Below are 19311 nucleotides of genomic sequence, written 5' to 3' on the forward strand. Positions count from 1 at the left end.
CGCCAGAGATCCATCATGATCAATTCCGATCCGCCGACCAGCCCAGCCGCCGCCGACCAGGCCGTCGAAGAGGTCGTCGCACAAGGCCCGTCCGGTGCGATCGTGGTCGCCGGCCTCGCCACCGCCTGCGTGGTCGCGATGTGGCTCGCCTTCTACCTGTTCGTCTTCCTGCCACGCGGGCCGCTGCAATGAGCGCAGAAGACACCCATGGCAGCGCCAGCGCCGAGGTCGCGGCCCGCGTCGAGCGGCGCTGGGCGACGATTGCCGTGGCCATCATCGTCGGCATGGCGCTGCTCGCGGCATTCGCCGGCATCCATCGTGCAACCATGCCGCAACCGCGCGTCGAGACCACCGATCCATCGCGGTTGCATCTCTCCGGCGAATTCGTCGAGAGCAATCTCGGCAGCGTGCTGGAGGCCAATGGCAATGTGACCGTGCGCGCGATCGGGCAGCAATATTCCTTCACGCCGGCCTGCATCCTGGTGCCCGCGGACACGCCGATCACGCTGCGCGCCACCAGCGCCGATGTCGTGCACGGCATCCTGATCCAGGGCACCAACGTCAACACCATGCTGGTGCCCGGCTACATTTCCGAGCAGCTCATGCGCTTTACGAAGACCGGCGACTATCTGATGCCCTGCCAGGAGTTTTGCAGTTTTGGTCACGAAGGCATGTGGGGCAAGGTCAAGGTGATCGACAAGACTGAATTCGCCGGCCGCGCGAAGGGTGGCGGGAGGCTGAGCTGTGTTGGCCAATAGGAAGCTCATCCTCGCCCATTTCTGGCTGGCCTTCGCGGTGTTTGGCGTCGCGCTCACGCTCGGCGCCTGGCAGATGTTCATCCGCAGTCCGATCGGCACCTGGCTTTCGAACCCCGAGCTCTATTACCGCTCGCTGACCGCGCACGGCACGGTGATGGGCTACGTGTTCCCGACCCTGGTCGCGATGGGATTCGGCTACGCCATCAGCGAGTCCGCGCTGGAGCAGCGCCTGGTCGGCGTCCGCTGGGCCTGGGCCGGCTTCTGGCTGATCGTGATCGGCAGCATCATGGCGGTGGTCCCGATCGCAATGGGGCGCGCCTCCGTGCTCTACACCTTCTATCCGCCGCTGATCGGGAACGTGTTCTACTATCTCGGCGTGGTGCTGGTCGTGGTCGGCTCCTGGATCTGGGTCGCGCTGATGTCGATCAATCTGCGCGTCTGGCGCAAGGCCCATCCCGGCGCGCCGGTGCCGCTCGCCATGTTCGCCAATGTCGCGGGCTCGTATCTGTGGGCATGGACCGCGGTCGGCGCGGCTCTCGAGCTGTTGCTCCAGATCATTCCCGTTGCGGCGGGACTGAAGGCCACCATCGACGCCGGCCTGGCACGGGTGTTCTTCTCCTGGACGCTGCACGCGATCGTCTATTTCTGGCTGATGCCGACCTACATCGCCTATTACACCATCGTGCCGCGCGCGATCGGGGGCCGGGTCTACTCCGACAGCATGGCGCGGATCTCCTTCATCCTGTTCCTGGTGGTGGCGATGCCGATCGGCATGCATCACACCTTTGCCGATCCGCAAGTCGGCGCCGGCTTCAAGTTCATCCATTCGGCTTTCACAGCGCTGGTGGCATTGCCGACGCTGCTGACCGTGTTCACGATCTGCGCCTCCGTCGAGATCGCCGCACGCCTGCGCGGCGGGCGCGGCATGTTCGGCTGGATCAGGGCCCTGCCCTGGGACAATCCGATGATGCTGGCGCTGGCCTTCTCCTTCGTCATGCTCGGCTTCGGCGGCGCCGGCGGCCTCATCAACATGAGCTACCAGCTCGATGCCTCAATCCATAACACGCAGTGGATCACCGGCCATTTCCACCTGATCTTCGGCGGCGCCATCGTGATCATGTATTTTGCGATCGCCTATGATCTGTGGCCGCATCTGACCGGGCGCGAGCTGATCGACCTGCGCCTGATCCTCACCCAGCTCTGGCTGTGGTTCATCGGCATGATCGTCACCACCTTCCCGTGGCACTGGGTCGGCATTTTGGGCATGCCGCGCCGCATGGCCTATTTCGACTTCGGCGATCCCGCGATCGCGCCGCAGGGGCTCTCCGTCACCTTCTCCGCGTTCGGCGGCTTCATCCTGCTGGCCTCCGGCATCCTCTTCCTGGTCATTCTCGCGCGCGGCATGCGCGCACCCGAGGCTGCGGCCGGCCCCTATCGCTTTGCGCTGGCCGTGCACCAGCCCGCGACCGTGCCTGTCGCGCTCAACACCCATGCGCTGTGGGTGGCGCTGATGATCGGTCTCACCATCACCAATTACGGTTACCCGATCCTGACGCTGGCGCTGACCGAAGGCACCTCGGTGCCGGCCGTCTATGTGGGAGCGCAGTGATGAGCGCCCGCGACCTCTTCAGCTTCAGTAACAGGCATTTCAGGATCGGCGTCGGCATCACCGCGGCGATCCTGATCGTGACCGCGATTGCCGGGTTCATCGTGCTGCCCTTCGCGCAGCCCTGGGTGCAATTCGCCAATGTCTGGGACGCGATCTGCAGCGCCGCCGGCGTGCCGCAGCGCGCCCCGACCGTGGCGGCGCCGGAGGAGACCGTGCGCCTGTCCGAGGTCGTGCTCACCTCGAGCACCTTGTCACGATCGAACCAGGAGGCGATCGGCCGCGGCGCCACGCTGGCGCAGCGCTGCGCGATCTGCCACGGCCCCACCGGCATCAGCCGCGCGGACTCGCCCAATCTCGCCGGCCAGTATGCGGCCGTGATCTACAAGGAGCTGCACGACTTCCGGTCAGGCGCGCGCACCAATGCCGTGATGTCGCCGTTCGCGATCAACCTGACCGACCAGGAGATCGCCGATCTCTCGATGTACTACGCCTATCTGCCGCGGCTTCCGGCCTATCACCCGACGCCGCAGCTCCCGAAACCCAACATCGTCATCTACGGCGCGCCGATGCGCGGGATCGCGCCCTGCGGCTCCTGCCACGGCAGCCTCGACAACAAGACCGGCAGCCCATGGCTGGAGGGCCAGTCCGAGGCCTACATGAAAGCGCAGCTCCAGGCTTTCGCCTCCGGCGAACGGCGCAACGACATCAGCCAGCAAATGCGCAACGTCGCGCGCGCGATGACGCCGCAGGAGATCGAGCAGGCCGCGGCATACTATGCTTCTCAGCCGCCGGATGTGGTGAAGGCGGTGGATTGATCGTTTAGCGCACCGGCCTCTCCACCGTCATTGCGAGGAGCCCTTGCGACGAAGCAATCCAGAATGCCTCCGCGGAAAGATTCTGGATTGCTTCGCTGCGCTCGCAACGACGATGGAAAGAGCGGTGCGCGGAGCAGCTACGACGACGCCAGCTTCGGCCGGCCGTAGATCGCGTCCGCCCGCTTCTCGAACGCGGTGGAGAAGCGCGCGAAGGCGGCGTCGAACATCGAGCCCATCAGCATCGCCAGCATGCGGCTCTTGAATTCGTAGGCGAGGAAGAAACCGACGTCGCAGACGCCGTCCCCTTTGGGCTCGAACGTCCAGCGGTTTTCAAGGCTTCTGAAAGGGCCTTGCAGATATTCGACCAGGATTTTCAGATTGGCGCGGTCGAGCGTCACCCGGCTGGTGAAGGATTCCTTGACCAGCTTGAACGACACCGTCATGTCGGCAACGAGCACTTCGGTGCCGTCGGGTTTCGCCATGCGCTGGCGGACCTTCAGCGCGCTGCACAGCGGCACGAATTCGGGGTACCGCTCGACGTCGGCGACCAGATCGAACATCTCGGACGCGCTGTGATTGACGCGGTGCTTGCTCGAAACGCGATGCATGGTACGTCAGCGGGCGTGAGCTGCCCGCGCAGCCTTCAGTCTCGCGAAATCCTCGCCGGCATGATGCGACGAGCGCGTCAGCGGGCTCGCCGACACCATCAGGAAGCCCTTGGTGTAGGCGACCTTCTCGTAAGAACCGAACTCGTCCGGCGGCACATAGCGCATCACGGCGTGGTGCTTGCGGGTCGGCTGGAGATATTGCCCGATGGTCAGGAAATCGACGTCGGCCGAGCGCAGATCGTCCATCACCTGCTGCACCTCGTGGCGCTCCTCGCCGAGGCCGACCATGATGCCGGACTTGGTGAAGATGGTGGGATCGAGCTCCTTGACCCGCTGCAGCAGCCGGATCGAGTGGAAATAGCGGGCGCCGGGCCGCACCGTGAGATAGCGCGACGGCACCGTCTCGAGATTGTGGTTGAAGACGTCGGGCTTCGCCGCGACGACGATTTCGAGTGCCCCCTCCTTGCGCAGGAAGTCGGGCGTCAGGATCTCGATCGTGGTCGATGGACAGGCGGCCCGGATCGCGCGGATGGTCTGGGCGAAATGCTCTGCGCCGCCGTCAGTGAGGTCGTCGCGGTCGACGGAGGTGATGACGACGTGGGCCAGGCCCAGCTTGGCCACGGCCTCGGCGACGTTCTGCGGCTCGGCCGCATCCAGTGCATTGGGCAGGCCGGTCTTGACGTTGCAGAAGGCGCAGGCACGGGTGCAGGTGTACCCCATGATCATGAAGGTGGCGTGCTTCTTGTCCCAGCACTCGCCGATGTTCGGGCAGCCCGCCTCCTCGCACACCGTGTGCAGGCCGTTGGACCGCACGATGTTGCGGGTATCGGCATAGCCGCGGGTGTTGGGTGCGCGCACGCGGATCCAGTCCGGCTTCGGCGGCGAAGCGGAGTCGGGGCGATTCACCTTTTCGGGGTGGCGCGGGCGCAGCGGGTTCGAGATGGTATCGACAATAACGACCATGGGGTGTCCGGTCTGTTCAGGTCCTACCTAGTCGGTCTGGCTGCCTGCCGCAACCCGGCTCGCGCCGCCTCAGGGAACATGGCAGATATGGGCAATATCCTGCTCTGTTCTCAGGCGATTCTCACCTCGAATGGCTCCAACCTCGAAAGCATCCACACCACGGCTCGGCAAGGCCCTGAAGCGCGCCTTTTTCGGCCGCAGCGTCCATGAGGTCGCGCCCGACCTGATCGGCGCGACCATGCTGGTCGATGGAATCGGCGGGATCATCGTCGAGGTCGAGGCCTATCATCATACCGACCCGGCCGCGCACTCCTACAATGGGCCGACGCCGCGGAACCAGGTGATGTTCGGCCCGCCCGGCTTTGCCTATGTCTACCGCTCCTATGGCATCCACTGGTGTGTGAACTTCGTCTGCGAGAGGGAAGGCTCGGCCAGCGCCGTCCTGATCCGTGCGCTGGAGCCGACGCATGGCCTGGCTGCGATGCGCCGACGGCGGCATCTGCAGGACGCGCATGCACTGTGCTCGGGGCCGGGCAAGCTGACCGAAGCGCTCGGCATCACCATCGCGCACAACGCGCTGCCACTGGACCGCCCGCCAATCGCGCTGCATGCGCGGACGGAGGATGTCGAGGTCGCGACCGGCATCCGGATCGGAATCACGAAGGCGGTGGAGCGGCCCTGGCGCTATGGCATCAGGGGCTCGAAGTTCTTGAGCAAGCCGTTTCCAAAGTGACTGTCATTCCGGGGCCGCTCGAAGAGCCGAACTACGGTGCGCAATTGCGCACCGTAGAATCTCCGGGTCTGGTCCTTCGGACCATCCCGGAATGACGGGCGTCCTACGACGCCTGCTTCAGCCGCTCCAGCGCCTCGAGCAGCTTGGCCTTGCGGGCCAGGGCGGCTTCGCGCTTGTCGCGCTCCTCCTCGACGACCTCCTCGGCGGCGTTGGCGACGAATTTCTCGTTCGCCAGCTTGGACTCGGCACGCTTGATGTCGGCGTCGGCCTTGGTGATCTCCTTGTCGAGACGCGTCCGCTCGGCGGCGACGTCGATCACGCCTTTGAGCGGCAGCGCGGCCACCTCGCCGCGCACCAGCAGCTGCACTGCGCCATCGGGCGCGCGGTCGGCGAAGGAGATGTCCGACAGCCGCGCCATGCGCTTGATGACATCGGTCCAGCGCGGCGCGCGCTCCCTGGTCTCGGCGGATGCGCCCGCAAGCACCAGCGCCGTCAACGTCGCCGGCGTGATGTTCATCTCGGCGCGCACCGAGCGGATCTGCGTGATGAGGTCGATCACCCAGCCGATCTCGGCCTCGGCCCTGGGGTCGGTGAAGTCGGCATGGTCGAAGATCGGCAGCACCCAGGCCGGCGAGACGAGCGGATCGGTCGGCCCCGTCGTCGCCGCGAGCATCGCGAGTTGCTCCGGCGTCGGCTCGGCCGGCTTCAGCGGCCACGGCGCCAATGCGAGCAGGCCGTCGCGCTTGGCCGTCACCTCCCACAGCTCTTCGGTGATGAAGGGCATGAAGGGATGCAGCAGCTTGAGGATCTCGTCGCGCGCCCAGGCGACCATGGCGCGGGTCTCGTCCTTGGCGGGGCTGTCCGGACCGAGCAGCACGGGCTTTGCGAGCTCGACATACCAGTCGCAATAGACGTTCCAGACGAAGCGGTAGATGCTGCCTGCGGCATCGTTGAAGCGATAGCCTTCGATCGCCTCGGTCACCTCGCGCGTGGTGTGCGCGCTCTCATGCGCGATCCAGCGGTTCAGCGTCTCCTTGGCCTTCGCCGGCTCGAAGCCCTCAGGCACGACGCAATGGTTCATCTCGGCGAAGCGACACGCGTTCCAGAGCTTTGTCGCGAAATTGCGATAGCCCTCGACGCGGCTGGTGGCGAGCTTGATGTCGCGTCCCTGCGCCGCCATCGCGGCCAGCGTGAAGCGCAGCGCGTCGGCGCCGTATTCGTCGATCAGGTTGAGCGGATCGATGACGTTGCCCTTCGACTTCGACATCTTGGCGCCCTTCTCGTCGCGGACGAGGGCGTGGATGTAGATCGTCGAGAACGGCACCTCCTTCATGAAGTGCAGGCCCATCATCATCATGCGGGCGACCCAGAAGAAGATGATATCGAAGCCGGTCACCAGCGCGTTGGTCGGATAGTAGCGCTCGACTTCCGGCGTATCGTCGGGCCAGCCGAGCGTCGAGAACGGCCACAGCGCAGAGGAGAACCAGGTGTCGAGCACGTCCTCGTCACGGGAGATGAAGCCCTCGCGCTTGTTGCGGTCGAGCGCCATCTCGCGGCCCTGCTCGGCCGTGATGACCTCCTGCTCGACGTAATAGCCGAGCGCGTGGCTGATCGCCTCTTCCTCGGTCTCGGCGACGAACACCTTGCCGTCCGGGCCGTACCAGGCCGGGATCTGGTGGCCCCACCAGAGCTGGCGCGAAATGCACCAGGGCTGGATGTTCTCCATCCACTCGAAATAGGTCTTTTCCCAGTTTTTCGGCACGAAGGACGTTTCGCCCGAGCGCACCGCCGCGATCGCAGGCTTGGCCAGCGTCTTGGCATCGACATACCACTGGTCAGTCAGGTACGGCTCGATCACGCTATTGGAGCGGTCGCCATGCGGCACCATGTGGGTGTGCGGCTCGATCCGCTCGACGAAGCCGAACGATTCCAGCCGCTCGACGATACGCTTGCGTGCCACGAAGCGGTCGACCTTGTGGAACTCCTCGGCGAATTGCGCGGCGCCTTCGGGCAGCTCGCGCAGATAGTCCTCGTTGTCGAGGAGATCGAGACAACCTTCCCTGTCGAGCACGCTGATCCGGCGCAGGCCGTGGCGATTGCCGACCTCGAAATCGTTGAAGTCGTGGGCCGGCGTCACCTTCACCGCGCCCGAGCCTTTCTCCGGATCGGAGTACTCGTCGGCGACGATCGCAATCCTGCGGCCGACCAGCGGCAGGATCACGTTCTTGCCGACGAGCTTCTGATAGCGCTCATCCTCGGGATGCACGGCCACGCCGGTGTCGCCGAGCATGGTCTCGGGGCGCGTGGTGGCGACGACGATAAAGCTCGAGGTATCCTCGGGATTGAAGGTCTTCCCTTCGATCGGATAGCGCAGGTACCAGAGGTGCCCCTTGACCTCGGTCTGCTGCACTTCGAGGTCGGAGATCGCGGTGAGCAGCTTGGTGTCCCAGTTCACCAGCCGCTTGTCCTTGTAGATCAGCCCCTCGCGGTGCAGCTCGACGAACACCTTGACGACGGCTTTCGACAGGCCCTCGTCCATGGTGAAGCGCTCGCGCGACCAGTCGCAGGAGGCGCCGAGACGCTTGAGCTGGTTGATGATGGTGTCGCCGCTCTCGGCCTTCCACTGCCAGACCCGCTCCAGAAACTTCTCGCGGCCCATCTCGCGGCGGCCGGGCTGCTGCCGCTCCATCAGCTGCCGCTCGACCACCATCTGGGTGGCGATGCCGGCGTGGTCGGTGCCCGGCTGCCATAGTACGTCGCGGCCGCGCATGCGCTCGAACCGGCACAGGATGTCCTGCAGCGTGTTGTTGAGGGCATGGCCCATGTGCAGCGAGCCCGTCACGTTCGGCGGCGGAATCACGATGGTGAAAGGCGCGGCGTTGCGGCGATCGGGGCGGCCGGCCTTGAAGGCAAGGCTGTCCTCCCACACCACGGACATGCGGGTTTCGATATCGGCGGGCTGGTAATTTTTCTCGATCATGGGGCTGCTAGAAAGCCGCGCGCGCGGTTCAAGTCAACGGGAAGCTCATCGGCAGGCCCTCGGGCCCGGGCCGCGGGCCGAATATGACGCAGGAGCAGGGCTTTATCGGGGCCGCATGGCCCCTTCTCAGCGGCCGCCGCGCGAGACCCGTTCGATTTCGGCCTTCACGATGCGTTCGACGAGGCCCGGCAGGTTGTCGTCGAGCCAGGACTTCAGCATGGGCCGCAGCATCTCCTTGACCAGATCCTCCAGCGTCCGTGCATTGCTGCTGAGCACCGTATGGGCCAGGGAGTTGAAGGCGGATTCGACCGCGGAAACCGTCGATTGCGCGAGGATCGGCTGCTGCGGCGGCAGCGGAGGCGCATCGAAGTCCACCGGCGCGTAGGACGGTGGCGGCGTCGGACGCGGCGGCGATTCGGCGAATTCAAGATCGTCGCGCGGCTCGACCTTGCGGAAGCTCGGTGGCGGCGGAGGCGGCGTCGGATCCATCGCCATTTCGTCGGTCAATTCGAGCACGTCGGGCTCAGGCTCGGGCTCCGGTTCGGGCTCGGGCGCGCGGACCTCGGGCGCGGGCGTGGCCGCGTCGAGCCCCGCCAACAGCGCGTCGATATCGTCCTGGCTGTTGGCTGCATCCGCCGAGGGTCCGGGTGGCGGCGGCGCCGGAGCCGGTTTCGCAACTGGCGGCGCAGGCTTCTCGGCGGCAGGTTTTGCGGGAGCGACCTTGGATGGCGGAGCGTCGTTCACGGCCTGCGGCTTCGGCGGCGCCGCGGGCGCGGCAGCCTTCTCGGGCTTGGCGGCCTCAGCCGGCGGGGGCTTTGCCTCATCGTCGGCAATGATGCGCCGGATCGAGGCCAGAATCTCCTCCATCGAGGGTTCTGTGACCTTTGCAGGCTGCGTCATCTCCGACTCCACATCATCAACGCCCTCGCATGCGTTGTTTTACACCAAGCACGGCAGGATTGGCCGGTTCCGCAACGGGAGGCCCGTCATTTTCATCGCGGCAGCCCGACTTGTCCCCAGATCACGGCTCAACGTGCAGCGGTGCGCCCCTGCCCCGGCACCCAAGCTTACGCACACGACATTGATGCGGGCGAATCGACCCGCATCATCTTGGCAAGGCTATGTCAGGGATTTTGACGATTGCAAGCAAAGCACCGGTCGACCTCGGCTGTTCGCGAGGCCGACCGGATGATTGCGGGAATCAGCGTCCGTCGGGCGTGCGCACGCCGGCCCAGCTGTCGCGGACCTGATGGTAGTGAACGCTGGGGTCGTAGGTCGTGGTCCGCAGACCAAGCACCTGCGGCGACAGACGGCCAACGGTGCTGAGGACCCTGTAGGAATTCACAACGCGATCATGCTGCGCGTTCACGAGACTGATCCGGGCGTTGACCAGCGCCTGCTGCGCATTGAGAACGTCGAGCGTGGTGCGCTGCCCGGCCTTTGCCTCCTCGCGCACACCGTTCAGCGCGATCTCGGATGCTGCCACCTGGGCTTGTGCGGACGCCACCTGCGCTTTGGATGACTGGAGCAGGCCCCAGGCAGATGCGGTGTCAGCGCGAGCCTGGTCACGAGTCTGGTCGAGCGTGAGACGCTGCTGGGCCAGCGACTCCTTGGATTGCCGGATCAGCGAATATTCACCGCCGCCTTGATAAATCGGCACCGAGACCTGCGCGATCGCCGATGCGGTGAACGAGCGCATCTGAATCAAGGACTGTTCGTTTGCCTGCTGGGCGGTCGCCTGCAACGTGACCGTCGGCAGCAGCGCGCCTTCATTGATCTTCACGCTCATGTAGGCGACATCGATGCCGAACATCGCTGCTGTGACTGTCGGGTTTTCAGTCAGCGCAAGCTCGACCGCTTTTGCCAGCGATGCCGGCAGCAAACGATCGACTGGCGAGCCGGGTGCAAGGTTGACAGGCTCGTTGCCGATCACGCGGCGATAGGTCGCGCGCGTCGCCGTCAGCGTGGCCTCGGACTGCTGCTCCAGCGTTCGCCCTGCAGCCAATTGCGCTTCCGATTGCGCCACGTCAGTGCGGGTGACTTCGCCGACGTTGAAGCGGTCGCGGGTCTGCTTCAACGTCTGCTCGAGCACGCGGACGTTGCTCTTGTTGACCTCCACCGTCGCCGAATCGCGCAGATAGTCCATGTAGGTCTGTGCCGCCAAGAACAGGACGCTCTGTTCGAGATTGCGCAGTCCCTCGCGCGCGCCCGAGACCTGGTGCTCTGCGCCGCGAACCCGATTGGCCGTGATGTTGCCATTATAGAGCGTCTGCGTAGCGGTCAGCGCAGCGCTGCGAGGCAGCCTGGTTCCATGGAATGAGTCGGTGCCCGGGGCACTCTGCAGGTCCTGATACTGATAACCGCCGCTCGCTGTCAGCGAGACCCGCGGGCGATAGCCTGACAAGGCCTGCGGCACGTTTTCGTCAGTCGAGCGCACTTGGGCGCGTTGCGCGTTGAGCTGCGGATTGTCCTGATAGGCGCGCACCAGCGCGCCTTCCATCGTCTCCGCCAAGGCAGGCGTCGGCCCGGCAAGCGCCAGCAACAGGACCGAAACCGCAGCTCCGGTGAAGAGCTTCACCCCATGCATCCCTGAAATTCCGTTCATTCTAGCGCCCGGCTCGTGCCCGCGAGCTGGGTTACCGTCTACAAGTGGAGTCATTGCCCCGCCGCAACATAGGACGCGGTCAAGCGCGACGGAACTACCCGAGGGTGGTTCTCAGTGGAAACTCTTCACGTGCAGCATCCCGGCCACACTTCTGATTCAGAACGGAATTTGGGCGAGTTTTAGGCCGTCAGAAGACGAAAGCGGCGGCCCGTTCCAACCCGGGAAGGACCGGGGCTGCGGCATCGAACAGGGCCCGATGGCCGAATTCACCGTGGGTACGGGTCACGATCGTGGCCCGCGGCGGCCTGGATTCGGCCGACACCCCCACCAGGCGCCCCCCCTCCTTCAGCTGCCCGAGCAGGGCTTCCGGCATCACCTCCGCCGCGCCGTTGAGGACGATCACATCATAAGGCGCGGCAGAAGGGTCCCCCTCGGGGCAGGCCGCCACCTTGCAGGTGGGATTGGCAAGCCCGAGGGCCGTAAAAGCGTCCCTGGCCTTCGCGGCCAAAGTCGAATCGCATTCGGTCGCGGTGACCTGCCGCGCGAGTCTGGCGGCCAGCGCGGCGAGGTAGCCGGTGGCGCAGCCGACGACCAGCACGTTGTCGCCCTCGCCGATTTCGGCGGCCTGGAGCAGTTTGCCGGTCAGCGCCGGCTTGATCAGGAACCGCTTGGCGGCGCCTTCGCTCACGTCGAGGTCGAGGTCGAGGTAAGCCAGGGCCTGGCGGACAGCCGGCACGAAAGCCTCGCGCGGAACCGTAAGCATGGCATCGAGAACACGGCGATCGGTGACGTCACTGGTGCGCACCTGGCCATCGACCATTTTTTGGCGCGCGGTCGAAAAACCGGACATTTGCGGCCCCTGCAATGCGGACTATGCCGCGGAGAAAATTCGCGGCATCTTTGGAGCATGCTCGGTCAAAACGCAACATGGCCGTTGGCCGTCACAGGCCTGCGCGCCTCCCCAATCAGGGGGCGACCGGCCTTATTCGATCGCCACCGCGAGCCGGCCGATCAGAGCGGCGACCTCGTCCAGCCGTGCCGAATCCGGCGTCTCGACCGCGCGCGCCAGACAGGCGAGGCATTCATCGTCGCTGAGATCGGGAACGTCAGCCGGTAGAATCGAGGGGGCCATATGGGCGCGGTCGACCTGGATCTCTGGCATGGGAATCGGCTCCGTAAATGTCCGGCAGCTCGATGCTCGATGTGAATTGAGTCGATTTGGCGCCGCCGGCGTGGCGCGCCCGTGCCCGCGCACACATCTGTTCGAGCGCGATTCCCCGCTGGATCGCCCAAGCAGCCTGTTCCAAAGTCACGAGAACAAGCTCGCGCGCGATATCAAGCCGCGAGCGCAAACCGTTGAATTTTCGAAAAGATTTGGCTCCCCGGGCTGGATTCGAACCAGCGACCATCCGATTAACAGTCGGATGCTCTACCGCTGAGCTACCGAGGAAAAGGCGAACCATTCGTTCGCGCGCGGCTGCGTATAACAAAGCCGCTTGCGCTTGCAAAGGACGAATTCGTCATCATCCAAACGTACTTGAGGAAGGGCCTGAACGACCCCTCCTCCTGTTTCTATCGTTTCGACTTTTCCGCAGCAATGAACGGGCATTCATAGATCGGCGGCGTTTGTCTTCTCCGGCACTGGCACCGGCACGGCCGCGCCGTTGCTCTTCCCCGTCACGGCGCCGACCAGCGCCTTCACGGGATCGTCGCCCGGCGCAAAGCCGCTCTGTCGCAGGATCTCGTCGATCATCGGACGCAGCGCATGCACCTTGAGGAGCTCGCCGGCGAGTCCTTCGCCGAAGCCGACATTGCCGGCCGCGCCGTTGCCGCTGCCGCCGAACGCGCCGCCGGTGTGCAGGATACGGACATCCTTGAGGTTCGCGATCGGCTTCACCATCTCGGCCAGAGCCGAGGGCATCGTCTCGATCCGCTTCTTGGCGATCTCAAAATCGATGACGTTGCTGCCGAGCTTGTTCTGCGCCTCGTTCTTCATCGTGATGACGGCAGCTTCCGCCTCGCCGATGTTGCGGACGCCGACGGCCTTGATCTTGTTGGACTCGGCTTCGGCGGTGGCCAGCGTGGTGATGGCCTCTGCGCGGTCGAGCGCGGCATTCTTCTCCGCCTCGGCCGCCACGATCAGCTCGGTCGACTTGCGCTCGGCCTCGGTGCGCGCGGCGAGCACCTGGGTGAGGCGGGCGCGATCGGCGACTTCGACGGCGCGCGCGGTCACGACCTTCTCCTCTGCGGAGACCGCGAGTGCTTCGGCGGTCTTGGCTTCGGCGACGGCTTCCGAGGTCTGCTTGCTCTTCGCCGCGATCTGGATCTCGTTCTCCTGCGTCGCGATCTGGATCTCGCGCTGCGCGTCGGTCTTGCGCTTGTTGATCGCCAGATCCGACTCGATCACCGCGGTTTCCTTGACCTGCTTGGCGCCGGCCTCCTTCTCGGCGACCGCCCTGTCGGTGTCGATACGGGCGTTCTCCTCGGTCAGACGCGCGGTTTGCGTCGCGGTTGCGACCTCGGCGCGGGTGCTGGCGGTCTTGTTGGCGATGTCGCGCTCCTGCGACAGCTCGGCCTCCTTCTTGGTCCGCTCGATGCCGAGGGTCTGCTGCCGCGCTTCGAGATCCTTTTGCGCGATCGCCACTTCGTTGTCGCGCACGATGGCATTGCGGTCGCGCCGGCGGGTCTCGGTGACGGTCTTGAGCTGGGTGAGACCTTCGGCGTCGAAGAAGTTCTCGGGGTTGAAGAACTTGACGTCGGTCTGGTCGAGCTTTGTGAGCGACACGGATTCCAGCTCGAGGCCGTTCGACTTCACGTCGGACTCGACCGTCGACTGCACGTGCTTGACGAAGTCCGAGCGCTTCTCCTGGAGCTCCAGGATGCTCATGGTCGCCGCCACAGAGCGCAGGCCGTCGACGAACTTCGCCTCGACCTGGTTGCGCAGCGCCTCGGCATCGTTCGTCAATGCGCCGAGCGTCTGGCTCGCGAGCGCGATGCTCTCCTCGTCGGGGCGGACACGCACATAGAACTCGGCAACGATGTCGACGCGCAGGCGGTCCTTGGTGATGAGGGATTCCCGCTCCTTGCGCTCGACGGTGAGCCGCAGGGTCTTCAGATTGACGCTGGCATAGGAGTGGAAGATCGGCAGGATCATGGCGCCGCCGTCGAGCACGACCTTCTTGCCACCGAGCCCGGTGCGCACGAAGGCCTCGTCGCGCGTAGCGCGCTTGTAGAGGATGGTGAAGACGATTCCCAGAACGACGATCAGCGCGACGCCGATCAAGGCCGGGACTGCGATGTCGAACATGACTTTCTCCGCTGGTGGCTTGCTAACTGCTTAGAGTGGGTCTGGACGGCTTGAGTTCATCGTCGGCTTTCACCGCCACGAAACGCGTGCCATCGCGGTCGACCAGGAGGACCATGGTTCCCTGCGGCAAAGGTAACGATGACGGGGCCGCGACCGCCGAGACGAAATGACGGTTGCCGTGGACGTCGGCGACGCTGACGCGGCCAGGCGGTCCCTGGTCGAGCGGACCGATGACGACCTCACCGATGCGGCCGACGAGATCGCCGAGGCCGACGGCGTAGCTTTCGTCCTTGGGAATGACCCGCGCGATGGCCCTGCTTGTGGCGCGGACCAACGGAACCGACGCCACGGCGGCCCCGACCGAGGCGACCGTCGCCGGCAAGGGCCCCGCGACCATCCGCGCGATGTCCTGGATCAGGAATCCGGTGATGGAGAAGGCGCCGAGCAGCAGCAGCAGGAAGATCAAGAGCGGCACGCCGCCGACATTGATCCAGGAGATGGCGTTGATGACGCCATTGTCGCTGGGATGAGCGAAATCGATGTTGGTGCCGAGCATCTCGCTCAAGGAGGCTCCGACCAGCATCGAGATCACCTCGATCGAGCCGACAATGACGATCATGGCCGCCGCGATCGCGAAGGGCCTGACCTCCGGCGCCATGACATGTTCGAGCAGAGCGCTCATGACGCGACACTCAGGAGCGCGACTTCAACCGCGCGAGCCTCGCCGCAATTTCCCTGTCGCGATGGAGCGCGCTAAGCTCGTCGATGTCGCTCGAAAACGGGATCGCGGCCGGGACACCGGTGGTGCGCGCCACCGCCCTACCCGCACGCAGCGCTTTCGCCGCCGCCGAGGCGCCGCCGGGCTTCCGGGGCGACGTTGACGCCTCGTGGCTGGCGGCAGCCTCGCTCTTTTCGAGATCGGCGCGGCGCTGCTCGGCATCCTGGAGCGCCGACAACACCGCACGCAGCGACGTCACGCATTGCTCGATCTTCTCGTTGTTCTCGTCGATGGCGCGGGAGAGCACCTCGAACTGCGCTTCCAGATCCATCTGCCGCGCGATGCCGGCGCGCGCGAGATCGTCGCGGCTGTCAGCGATCGCGCCCTCGATCTTGGGGGCGAGATCGGCCATTTCGCGTTCGATCTCGGTGCGGCGTGCGTTGAGGCGATATTCCCCGGCACGCGCAGCGGCGAGCGCATCGCGCGCTTCCGTCTCGGCGCGCTCGATTTCGCGGATGGCCTGTCCGACCACCTTCAGCTTGTTCTTGCCTTCCGCCTGCTCGATCGCGTCATAAGCGATCCCGGCGATCAGGCGCCCGACCCGGGACAGGAAATTGTCGGGAGCGGCAGCGATGGTATCCATGGCGTTCTCCTCCTCTGGCAGGCTGTTCGGCGTGACGCCGTAGTGAACTTCGAAACCGTCGTCGGTGCGGATGAGGCGCGCCGGCACGCTCTGCCCCCAGCCCTCGGCATAGCCGGCATAGTCGAAGGGCACGCTGAAGCGCCCTTGCACGGTCGCGATCGAAATGGTGGCGGGCCCCTTGATCTTGGCGAGCTTGTCGTCGAGCGGCAGGCGGCGCCCTTGCGCCGCGCGATACTCGGCGCGGTCGCGCAGGCCCAGCGTCACCAGCCGCGACGGCAGCGCGGTCTGCTTGCGGATCGGTTCATAGGCATGGGCATGCAGCAGGACGACGTTGGAGCCAACATTGTGGGTCCGTGCCACCTCGTCGAGGATCTCCATCATGCGGTCATAAGCCCTAAACGTCGCCTCGATGGCGGCCGTGGCGGCCGGATCAGGGGCAAGCCTGTAACGCAGCGCGGACGGAGCGTTTTTGGGCGACGGGCTCATGAAAAGCACTAAAGCACCATCTTAGTGCTTTAGGAAGAGGAAGCTCGATCACGTTCCACTGATCCTTGTGCACTTTGTCTGTTAGTCGCCGAGGTCCGGGCCTGCGTTCAAGCCGGGCGATCACCTCTAGATCAAAGCCAATCAAGACTTCATGCACGCATGGGTTGCAATTTGAGGCGAAATGCAGGGAACGTTCGGCAATCCGTGATGCGCAGCTCTCTCCTCGTCGTTGCGAGGCGCGCTTGCGACAAGGCAATTCAGAGTCTTTCCGAGAAGGGCTCCTCTGTCAGGGCGCAGAGAAGGTCGGATGCCGGCTGGGCGCCCGCGCTCCATCCAGGCCACGGACCGTCACGGCCGCCGGCATACCAGATCGATTTCGATCAGCGCGTCGTAGGCAAGCCCGGTGACGCCGACGCAGGTGCGGGCCGGCAGGCGATCCGGCGCGAAGAACGTGCGGTAGGTCTCGTTCATCGCGGCGTAGTCCTCATTGAAGCGGGTCAGATACACGCGCGTCATCACGACGTGCTCGAGGCCGAGATCGAGGCCGGCGAGCACCACTTTCAGGTTCTCCATCACCGCACGGGTCTGCGCGACGATGCCCTCGGGCAGCACGCCCGGCGCCCGAGGCGTGTCCGGCATCTGGCCGGTGACGAAGACGAACCCATCGGTTTCCACCGCGTGGCTGAAAGGCGCGACCGGCTTCGGTCCGCCGCTGATCATGTGGAATTTCACCTGGGTGTCCTTTGTCAAGGGGCGTCCTGAAACAGGCGCTTGCTGAGGATGGCGTGAACTCCCCAATTCCCGTCGACCACCTGCGTGACGCCGAAATCGACGGCTGCCGACATCAGCGCGATCGCCTCGTCCTCGCTGAGGCCTTTGACGTTCATCAGGAAGCGCCGCATCTTTCGGAACGCATCCTTCATGGCGAGATCGAGCGACGACTTTGCGTAGACCTCGCTTTGCCCTTGCGCGCCGAACTCCGCGAGATAGTTCGGGTGGCTGAAGCCGGTCAGGACCCAATCGGTGGCGGTCTCGATCAGGGGGTAGGAGAGATCGGCGAAGGGCTGGCCGGCGAGATCGGCCTTCTTGTGCAGGATCACCTCGAAGGTGCCGGTCATCGAGCACTCGATCGCGGTGCCGCTAAGCTCGCCATCGCCTTGCGCGGCATGGGGATCGCCGACCGACAGCAGCGCACCGGGCACCGAGACCGGAAGATACACGGTTGCCCCCTTCCCCAGCCGCCAATTGTCGAGATTGCCTCCGAAATAGGACGGCGGCACGGAATCGACGAAATCGACCTCGCGCGGCGCCACGGCGATCACGCCGAAATGCGGACGCAGGGGAATCTTGATGCCGTCGAGTACGGCATGGCGACGCTTGATCGTGGCGGGCGCGACGGGAACGCCGGGGTAGTCGTAAGTGGCGTGTACGACGCCAAACGGATCGGTCTGCGGCTCCCAGCGGTAGGAGTAGAGCGCGCGGGCGTGCGGCCCCTCGGCGGCGTCGAAGATCTCGTAGATGGTGACGGCTTCGCGCGGCTTGGGACCGCCGAGAAACTCGTTGTAGTGATAGCCCCACCACGCTGCGACCGAGGAGCCGAACACGCGGCCCGCATGGTTCGGATTGCGGCTCGCCCGCGGCACGATGTCGAGGATGCGCACCTCCAGCACATCGCCGGGCTGGGCGTCCTTCACGGCGACGGGCCCGGTGCAGATGTGCACGCCGAACCCCTCGCCGGCGCCGCGGCCGAACACGCTCGCATCCATGGGCCCTGCGCCGCGGCGGTCGACGTTCTTCCTGTCCCGCGTCCAGCCGAACACGCTTTCGGCGGCGGCATCGCCGGCGATCATCAACTCGGGATCGTCAGAAGCGTGCTGGGTCAGCGTCTCGATGGTGATGGTATCGCCCGAGGCGATCTCGATCTGCGGCGGCAGCGAGCGGCTGAAATAGCCCCAATGGACGCGGCTGGCCTCGACCGGGAGATGGTGGTGACGACGTTCGGCAGACGTCCGCGCCTCGGCGCCGGCACAGGCGACACTGCTGCGCGTCTCCGCGCTCTGATGGGCGCGAAGCTGCGCCAGTGCCTCCTGCGGCCAGCCGCGCTGGCCGGCGGCGCCGTGCTGTGCAGTCGCTCGCTCCGCTTCCTGCTGGCGAAACTCGCGTGGCGGCAGGCCGAAACGATGGCGGAAGGCGCGGCTGAAATGCGCGGAATCGCCAAAGCCATAGGCGTAGGCGATCTCGGAGATCGAGCGATGTGCCTCGGTCGGGTTGGAGAGGTCCGCCCAGGCGCGCTGGAGGCGGCGCTCGCGAACGTAGTGGGTGAAATTGTCCCCGACCGTCTCGAACAGCTTTTGCAGGTAGCGCTCGGAAATCCCTTCGGCCTGCGCGACGCGCGCCGGCACCAGATCGGGATCGTCGAGCCGACGCTCGATGGCCTGGCAGATCCGGTGCAGGAGCGCAGCCTGCGTAGCACTCGATCCGGCATCGGAGCTCGAGGCCGCCAGCTGATGCGTGAGCGTCAGCAGCAGATCGACGAGCGATTGCGCGAGCGAATTCCATTCGGCATCGCTCAGGGTGTCGAGCGTCCGTGCAGTAGCATCGAGCAGACGCGAGAATACGTCGGCAAAGCCGCTCGGTGGCACGACGCGGGGCTCGCCCAGCCGCGGCTTGCCCGAGAGGCGTCCGCGCAGCGCCCCCGAGGTCACCGACAGCACGATGGCGCGCATGTCACGCTGGAACACGATGCTCCAGTCGCCGCTGCGCGGCAGCAGCACGAGATGACCGACGGGTACGATACGATGACTTCCGGCGCTCTTCAGCACCATGCCGTCCTCGACCGGCATCAGCGCGATGGGAAGATCTTCGCTCGCTCGTGAGAGCGGAGCAACGCTCTGCGCGCCCGCAGCCATGCGCGTCAGCGCAACACCTGCGGCATGGCGATGCGAGGCGGTCGCGTGTCCGTCGAAATTGCTGTGACCGCCCGCCGGTTGCAGGCCGACCGCCGCCAGCACGTCCCGCCAGGCTTCGGGACGGTCATCTTGCGCGTAGGACTCGCTTGTGAACGGCCGGAAGCTCATCGGATCGAC

At 65.4% G+C, this 19311-nt stretch carries 17 protein-coding genes and 1 tRNA gene; 5 read left to right on the plus strand and 13 right to left on the minus strand.

What is annotated here, in order from left to right; translation table 11 throughout:
• Nucleotides 1-15 precede the first annotated feature (15 nt).
• The 4 genes from XH87_RS13200 to XH87_RS13215 are packed head-to-tail and all read left to right on the plus strand — an operon-like array spanning nt 16 to nt 3182.
• Nucleotides 16-192, plus strand: coding sequence for a hypothetical protein (locus tag XH87_RS13200; protein WP_035713137.1), 177 nt, complete (start codon nt 16-18; stop codon nt 190-192).
• Entirely contained in the window at nt 189-758 is a 570-nt protein-coding gene (locus XH87_RS13205; RefSeq protein WP_271587599.1) for a cytochrome C oxidase subunit II, read from the plus strand. The genes XH87_RS13200 and XH87_RS13205 overlap by 4 nt, the downstream gene beginning before the upstream one ends.
• Nucleotides 745-2367, plus strand: a complete 1623-nt coding sequence (locus XH87_RS13210) for a b(o/a)3-type cytochrome-c oxidase subunit 1 (RefSeq protein ID WP_271587600.1) — start codon at nt 745-747, stop codon at nt 2365-2367. Before XH87_RS13205 ends, XH87_RS13210 begins: the two co-directional genes overlap by 14 nt.
• Nucleotides 2367-3182 carry a c-type cytochrome gene (locus XH87_RS13215; protein WP_271587601.1) on the plus strand — a complete coding sequence of 272 codons (816 nt, stop codon included), beginning with the start codon at nt 2367-2369 and terminating at the stop codon, nt 3180-3182. The genes XH87_RS13210 and XH87_RS13215 overlap by 1 nt, the downstream gene beginning before the upstream one ends.
• Nucleotides 3183-3319: 137 nt before the next feature.
• Here the strand turns inward: XH87_RS13215 and XH87_RS13220 are convergent, their stop codons facing one another.
• Together XH87_RS13220 and lipA are read right to left on the minus strand one after the other, a co-directional pair.
• A complete protein-coding gene (locus tag XH87_RS13220) occupies nt 3320-3790 on the minus strand; it encodes a type II toxin-antitoxin system RatA family toxin (RefSeq protein ID WP_035713876.1) in 471 nt (156 codons plus the stop codon).
• A gap of 6 nt (nt 3791-3796) precedes the next feature.
• Complete coding sequence (gene lipA, locus XH87_RS13225; RefSeq protein WP_271587602.1) at nt 3797-4753, minus strand: lipoyl synthase; 957 nt, start codon at nt 4751-4753, stop codon at nt 3797-3799.
• Nucleotides 4754-4883: 130 nt separating this feature from the next.
• Between lipA and XH87_RS13230 the strand changes: the two genes are divergently transcribed.
• Nucleotides 4884-5486 (plus strand): DNA-3-methyladenine glycosylase, encoded by a 603-nt coding sequence (locus XH87_RS13230; protein WP_271587603.1) that lies wholly within the window; start codon nt 4884-4886, stop codon nt 5484-5486.
• A 103-nt stretch (nt 5487-5589) separates the two neighbouring features.
• Here XH87_RS13230 and XH87_RS13235 read toward each other — a convergent pair whose 3' ends face one another.
• The 11 genes from XH87_RS13235 to XH87_RS13285 form a co-directional block, all read right to left on the minus strand.
• Nucleotides 5590-8466 carry a valine--tRNA ligase gene (locus tag XH87_RS13235; protein ID WP_271587604.1) on the minus strand — a complete coding sequence of 959 codons (2877 nt, stop codon included), beginning with the start codon at nt 8464-8466 and terminating at the stop codon, nt 5590-5592.
• Nucleotides 8467-8592: 126 nt separating this feature from the next.
• Nucleotides 8593-9366 carry a PopZ family protein gene (locus XH87_RS13240; RefSeq protein WP_271587605.1) on the minus strand — a complete coding sequence of 258 codons (774 nt, stop codon included), beginning with the start codon at nt 9364-9366 and terminating at the stop codon, nt 8593-8595.
• Between the two features lie 301 nt (nt 9367-9667).
• Nucleotides 9668-11053: a TolC family outer membrane protein gene (locus XH87_RS13245; protein ID WP_271587606.1), complete on the minus strand. Its 1386-nt coding sequence runs from the start codon at nt 11051-11053 to the stop codon at nt 9668-9670.
• A gap of 205 nt (nt 11054-11258) precedes the next feature.
• Complete coding sequence (locus XH87_RS13250; RefSeq protein WP_271587607.1) at nt 11259-11921, minus strand: protein-L-isoaspartate O-methyltransferase family protein; 663 nt, start codon at nt 11919-11921, stop codon at nt 11259-11261.
• 132 nt (nt 11922-12053) lie between these two features.
• Nucleotides 12054-12233 (minus strand): hypothetical protein, encoded by a 180-nt coding sequence (locus XH87_RS13255; protein ID WP_035713856.1) that lies wholly within the window; start codon nt 12231-12233, stop codon nt 12054-12056.
• Between the two features lie 213 nt (nt 12234-12446).
• Nucleotides 12447-12521: transfer RNA gene (locus tag XH87_RS13260), tRNA-Asn, on the minus strand.
• A gap of 159 nt (nt 12522-12680) precedes the next feature.
• Entirely contained in the window at nt 12681-14378 is a 1698-nt protein-coding gene (locus tag XH87_RS13265; protein ID WP_271587608.1) for a flotillin family protein, read from the minus strand.
• Nucleotides 14379-14400: 22 nt separating this feature from the next.
• A complete protein-coding gene (locus tag XH87_RS13270; RefSeq protein ID WP_035713849.1) occupies nt 14401-15060 on the minus strand; it encodes an OB-fold-containig protein in 660 nt (219 codons plus the stop codon).
• Nucleotides 15061-15070: 10 nt separating this feature from the next.
• Complete coding sequence (locus XH87_RS13275) at nt 15071-16234, minus strand: PspA/IM30 family protein (RefSeq protein ID WP_035713846.1); 1164 nt, start codon at nt 16232-16234, stop codon at nt 15071-15073.
• A gap of 339 nt (nt 16235-16573) precedes the next feature.
• A complete protein-coding gene (locus tag XH87_RS13280) occupies nt 16574-16957 on the minus strand; it encodes a RidA family protein (protein WP_271587628.1) in 384 nt (127 codons plus the stop codon).
• A gap of 14 nt (nt 16958-16971) precedes the next feature.
• Nucleotides 16972-19302: an acetamidase/formamidase family protein gene (locus tag XH87_RS13285; protein WP_271587629.1), complete on the minus strand. Its 2331-nt coding sequence runs from the start codon at nt 19300-19302 to the stop codon at nt 16972-16974.
• Nucleotides 19303-19311: the final 9 nt, after the last annotated feature.

Source organism: Bradyrhizobium sp. CCBAU 53415 (assembly GCF_028128735.1).
GTDB lineage: Bacteria > Pseudomonadota > Alphaproteobacteria > Rhizobiales > Xanthobacteraceae > Bradyrhizobium.

What these genes read in the sequence shown, in the direction of transcription:
- XH87_RS13200 (WP_035713137.1), top strand. Translation starts at nt 16, where the DNA reads ATGATCAATTCCGATCCGCCGACCAGCCCAGCCGCCGCCGACCAGGCC.
- XH87_RS13205 (WP_271587599.1), top strand. Translation starts at nt 189, where the DNA reads ATGAGCGCAGAAGACACCCATGGCAGCGCCAGCGCCGAGGTCGCGGCC.
- XH87_RS13215 (WP_271587601.1), top strand. Translation starts at nt 2,367, where the DNA reads ATGAGCGCCCGCGACCTCTTCAGCTTCAGTAACAGGCATTTCAGGATC.
- XH87_RS13220 (WP_035713876.1), bottom strand. Translation starts at nt 3,790, where the DNA reads ATGCATCGCGTTTCGAGCAAGCACCGCGTCAATCACAGCGCGTCCGAG.
- lipA (WP_271587602.1), bottom strand. Translation starts at nt 4,753, where the DNA reads ATGGTCGTTATTGTCGATACCATCTCGAACCCGCTGCGCCCGCGCCAC.
- XH87_RS13230 (WP_271587603.1), top strand. Translation starts at nt 4,884, where the DNA reads ATGGCTCCAACCTCGAAAGCATCCACACCACGGCTCGGCAAGGCCCTG.
- XH87_RS13235 (WP_271587604.1), bottom strand. Translation starts at nt 8,466, where the DNA reads ATGATCGAGAAAAATTACCAGCCCGCCGATATCGAAACCCGCATGTCC.
- XH87_RS13240 (WP_271587605.1), bottom strand. Translation starts at nt 9,366, where the DNA reads ATGACGCAGCCTGCAAAGGTCACAGAACCCTCGATGGAGGAGATTCTG.
- XH87_RS13245 (WP_271587606.1), bottom strand. Translation starts at nt 11,053, where the DNA reads ATGCATGGGGTGAAGCTCTTCACCGGAGCTGCGGTTTCGGTCCTGTTG.
- XH87_RS13250 (WP_271587607.1), bottom strand. Translation starts at nt 11,921, where the DNA reads ATGTCCGGTTTTTCGACCGCGCGCCAAAAAATGGTCGATGGCCAGGTG.
- XH87_RS13255 (WP_035713856.1), bottom strand. Translation starts at nt 12,233, where the DNA reads ATGCCAGAGATCCAGGTCGACCGCGCCCATATGGCCCCCTCGATTCTA.
- XH87_RS13265 (WP_271587608.1), bottom strand. Translation starts at nt 14,378, where the DNA reads ATGTTCGACATCGCAGTCCCGGCCTTGATCGGCGTCGCGCTGATCGTC.
- XH87_RS13270 (WP_035713849.1), bottom strand. Translation starts at nt 15,060, where the DNA reads ATGAGCGCTCTGCTCGAACATGTCATGGCGCCGGAGGTCAGGCCCTTC.
- XH87_RS13285 (WP_271587629.1), bottom strand. Translation starts at nt 19,302, where the DNA reads ATGAGCTTCCGGCCGTTCACAAGCGAGTCCTACGCGCAAGATGACCGT.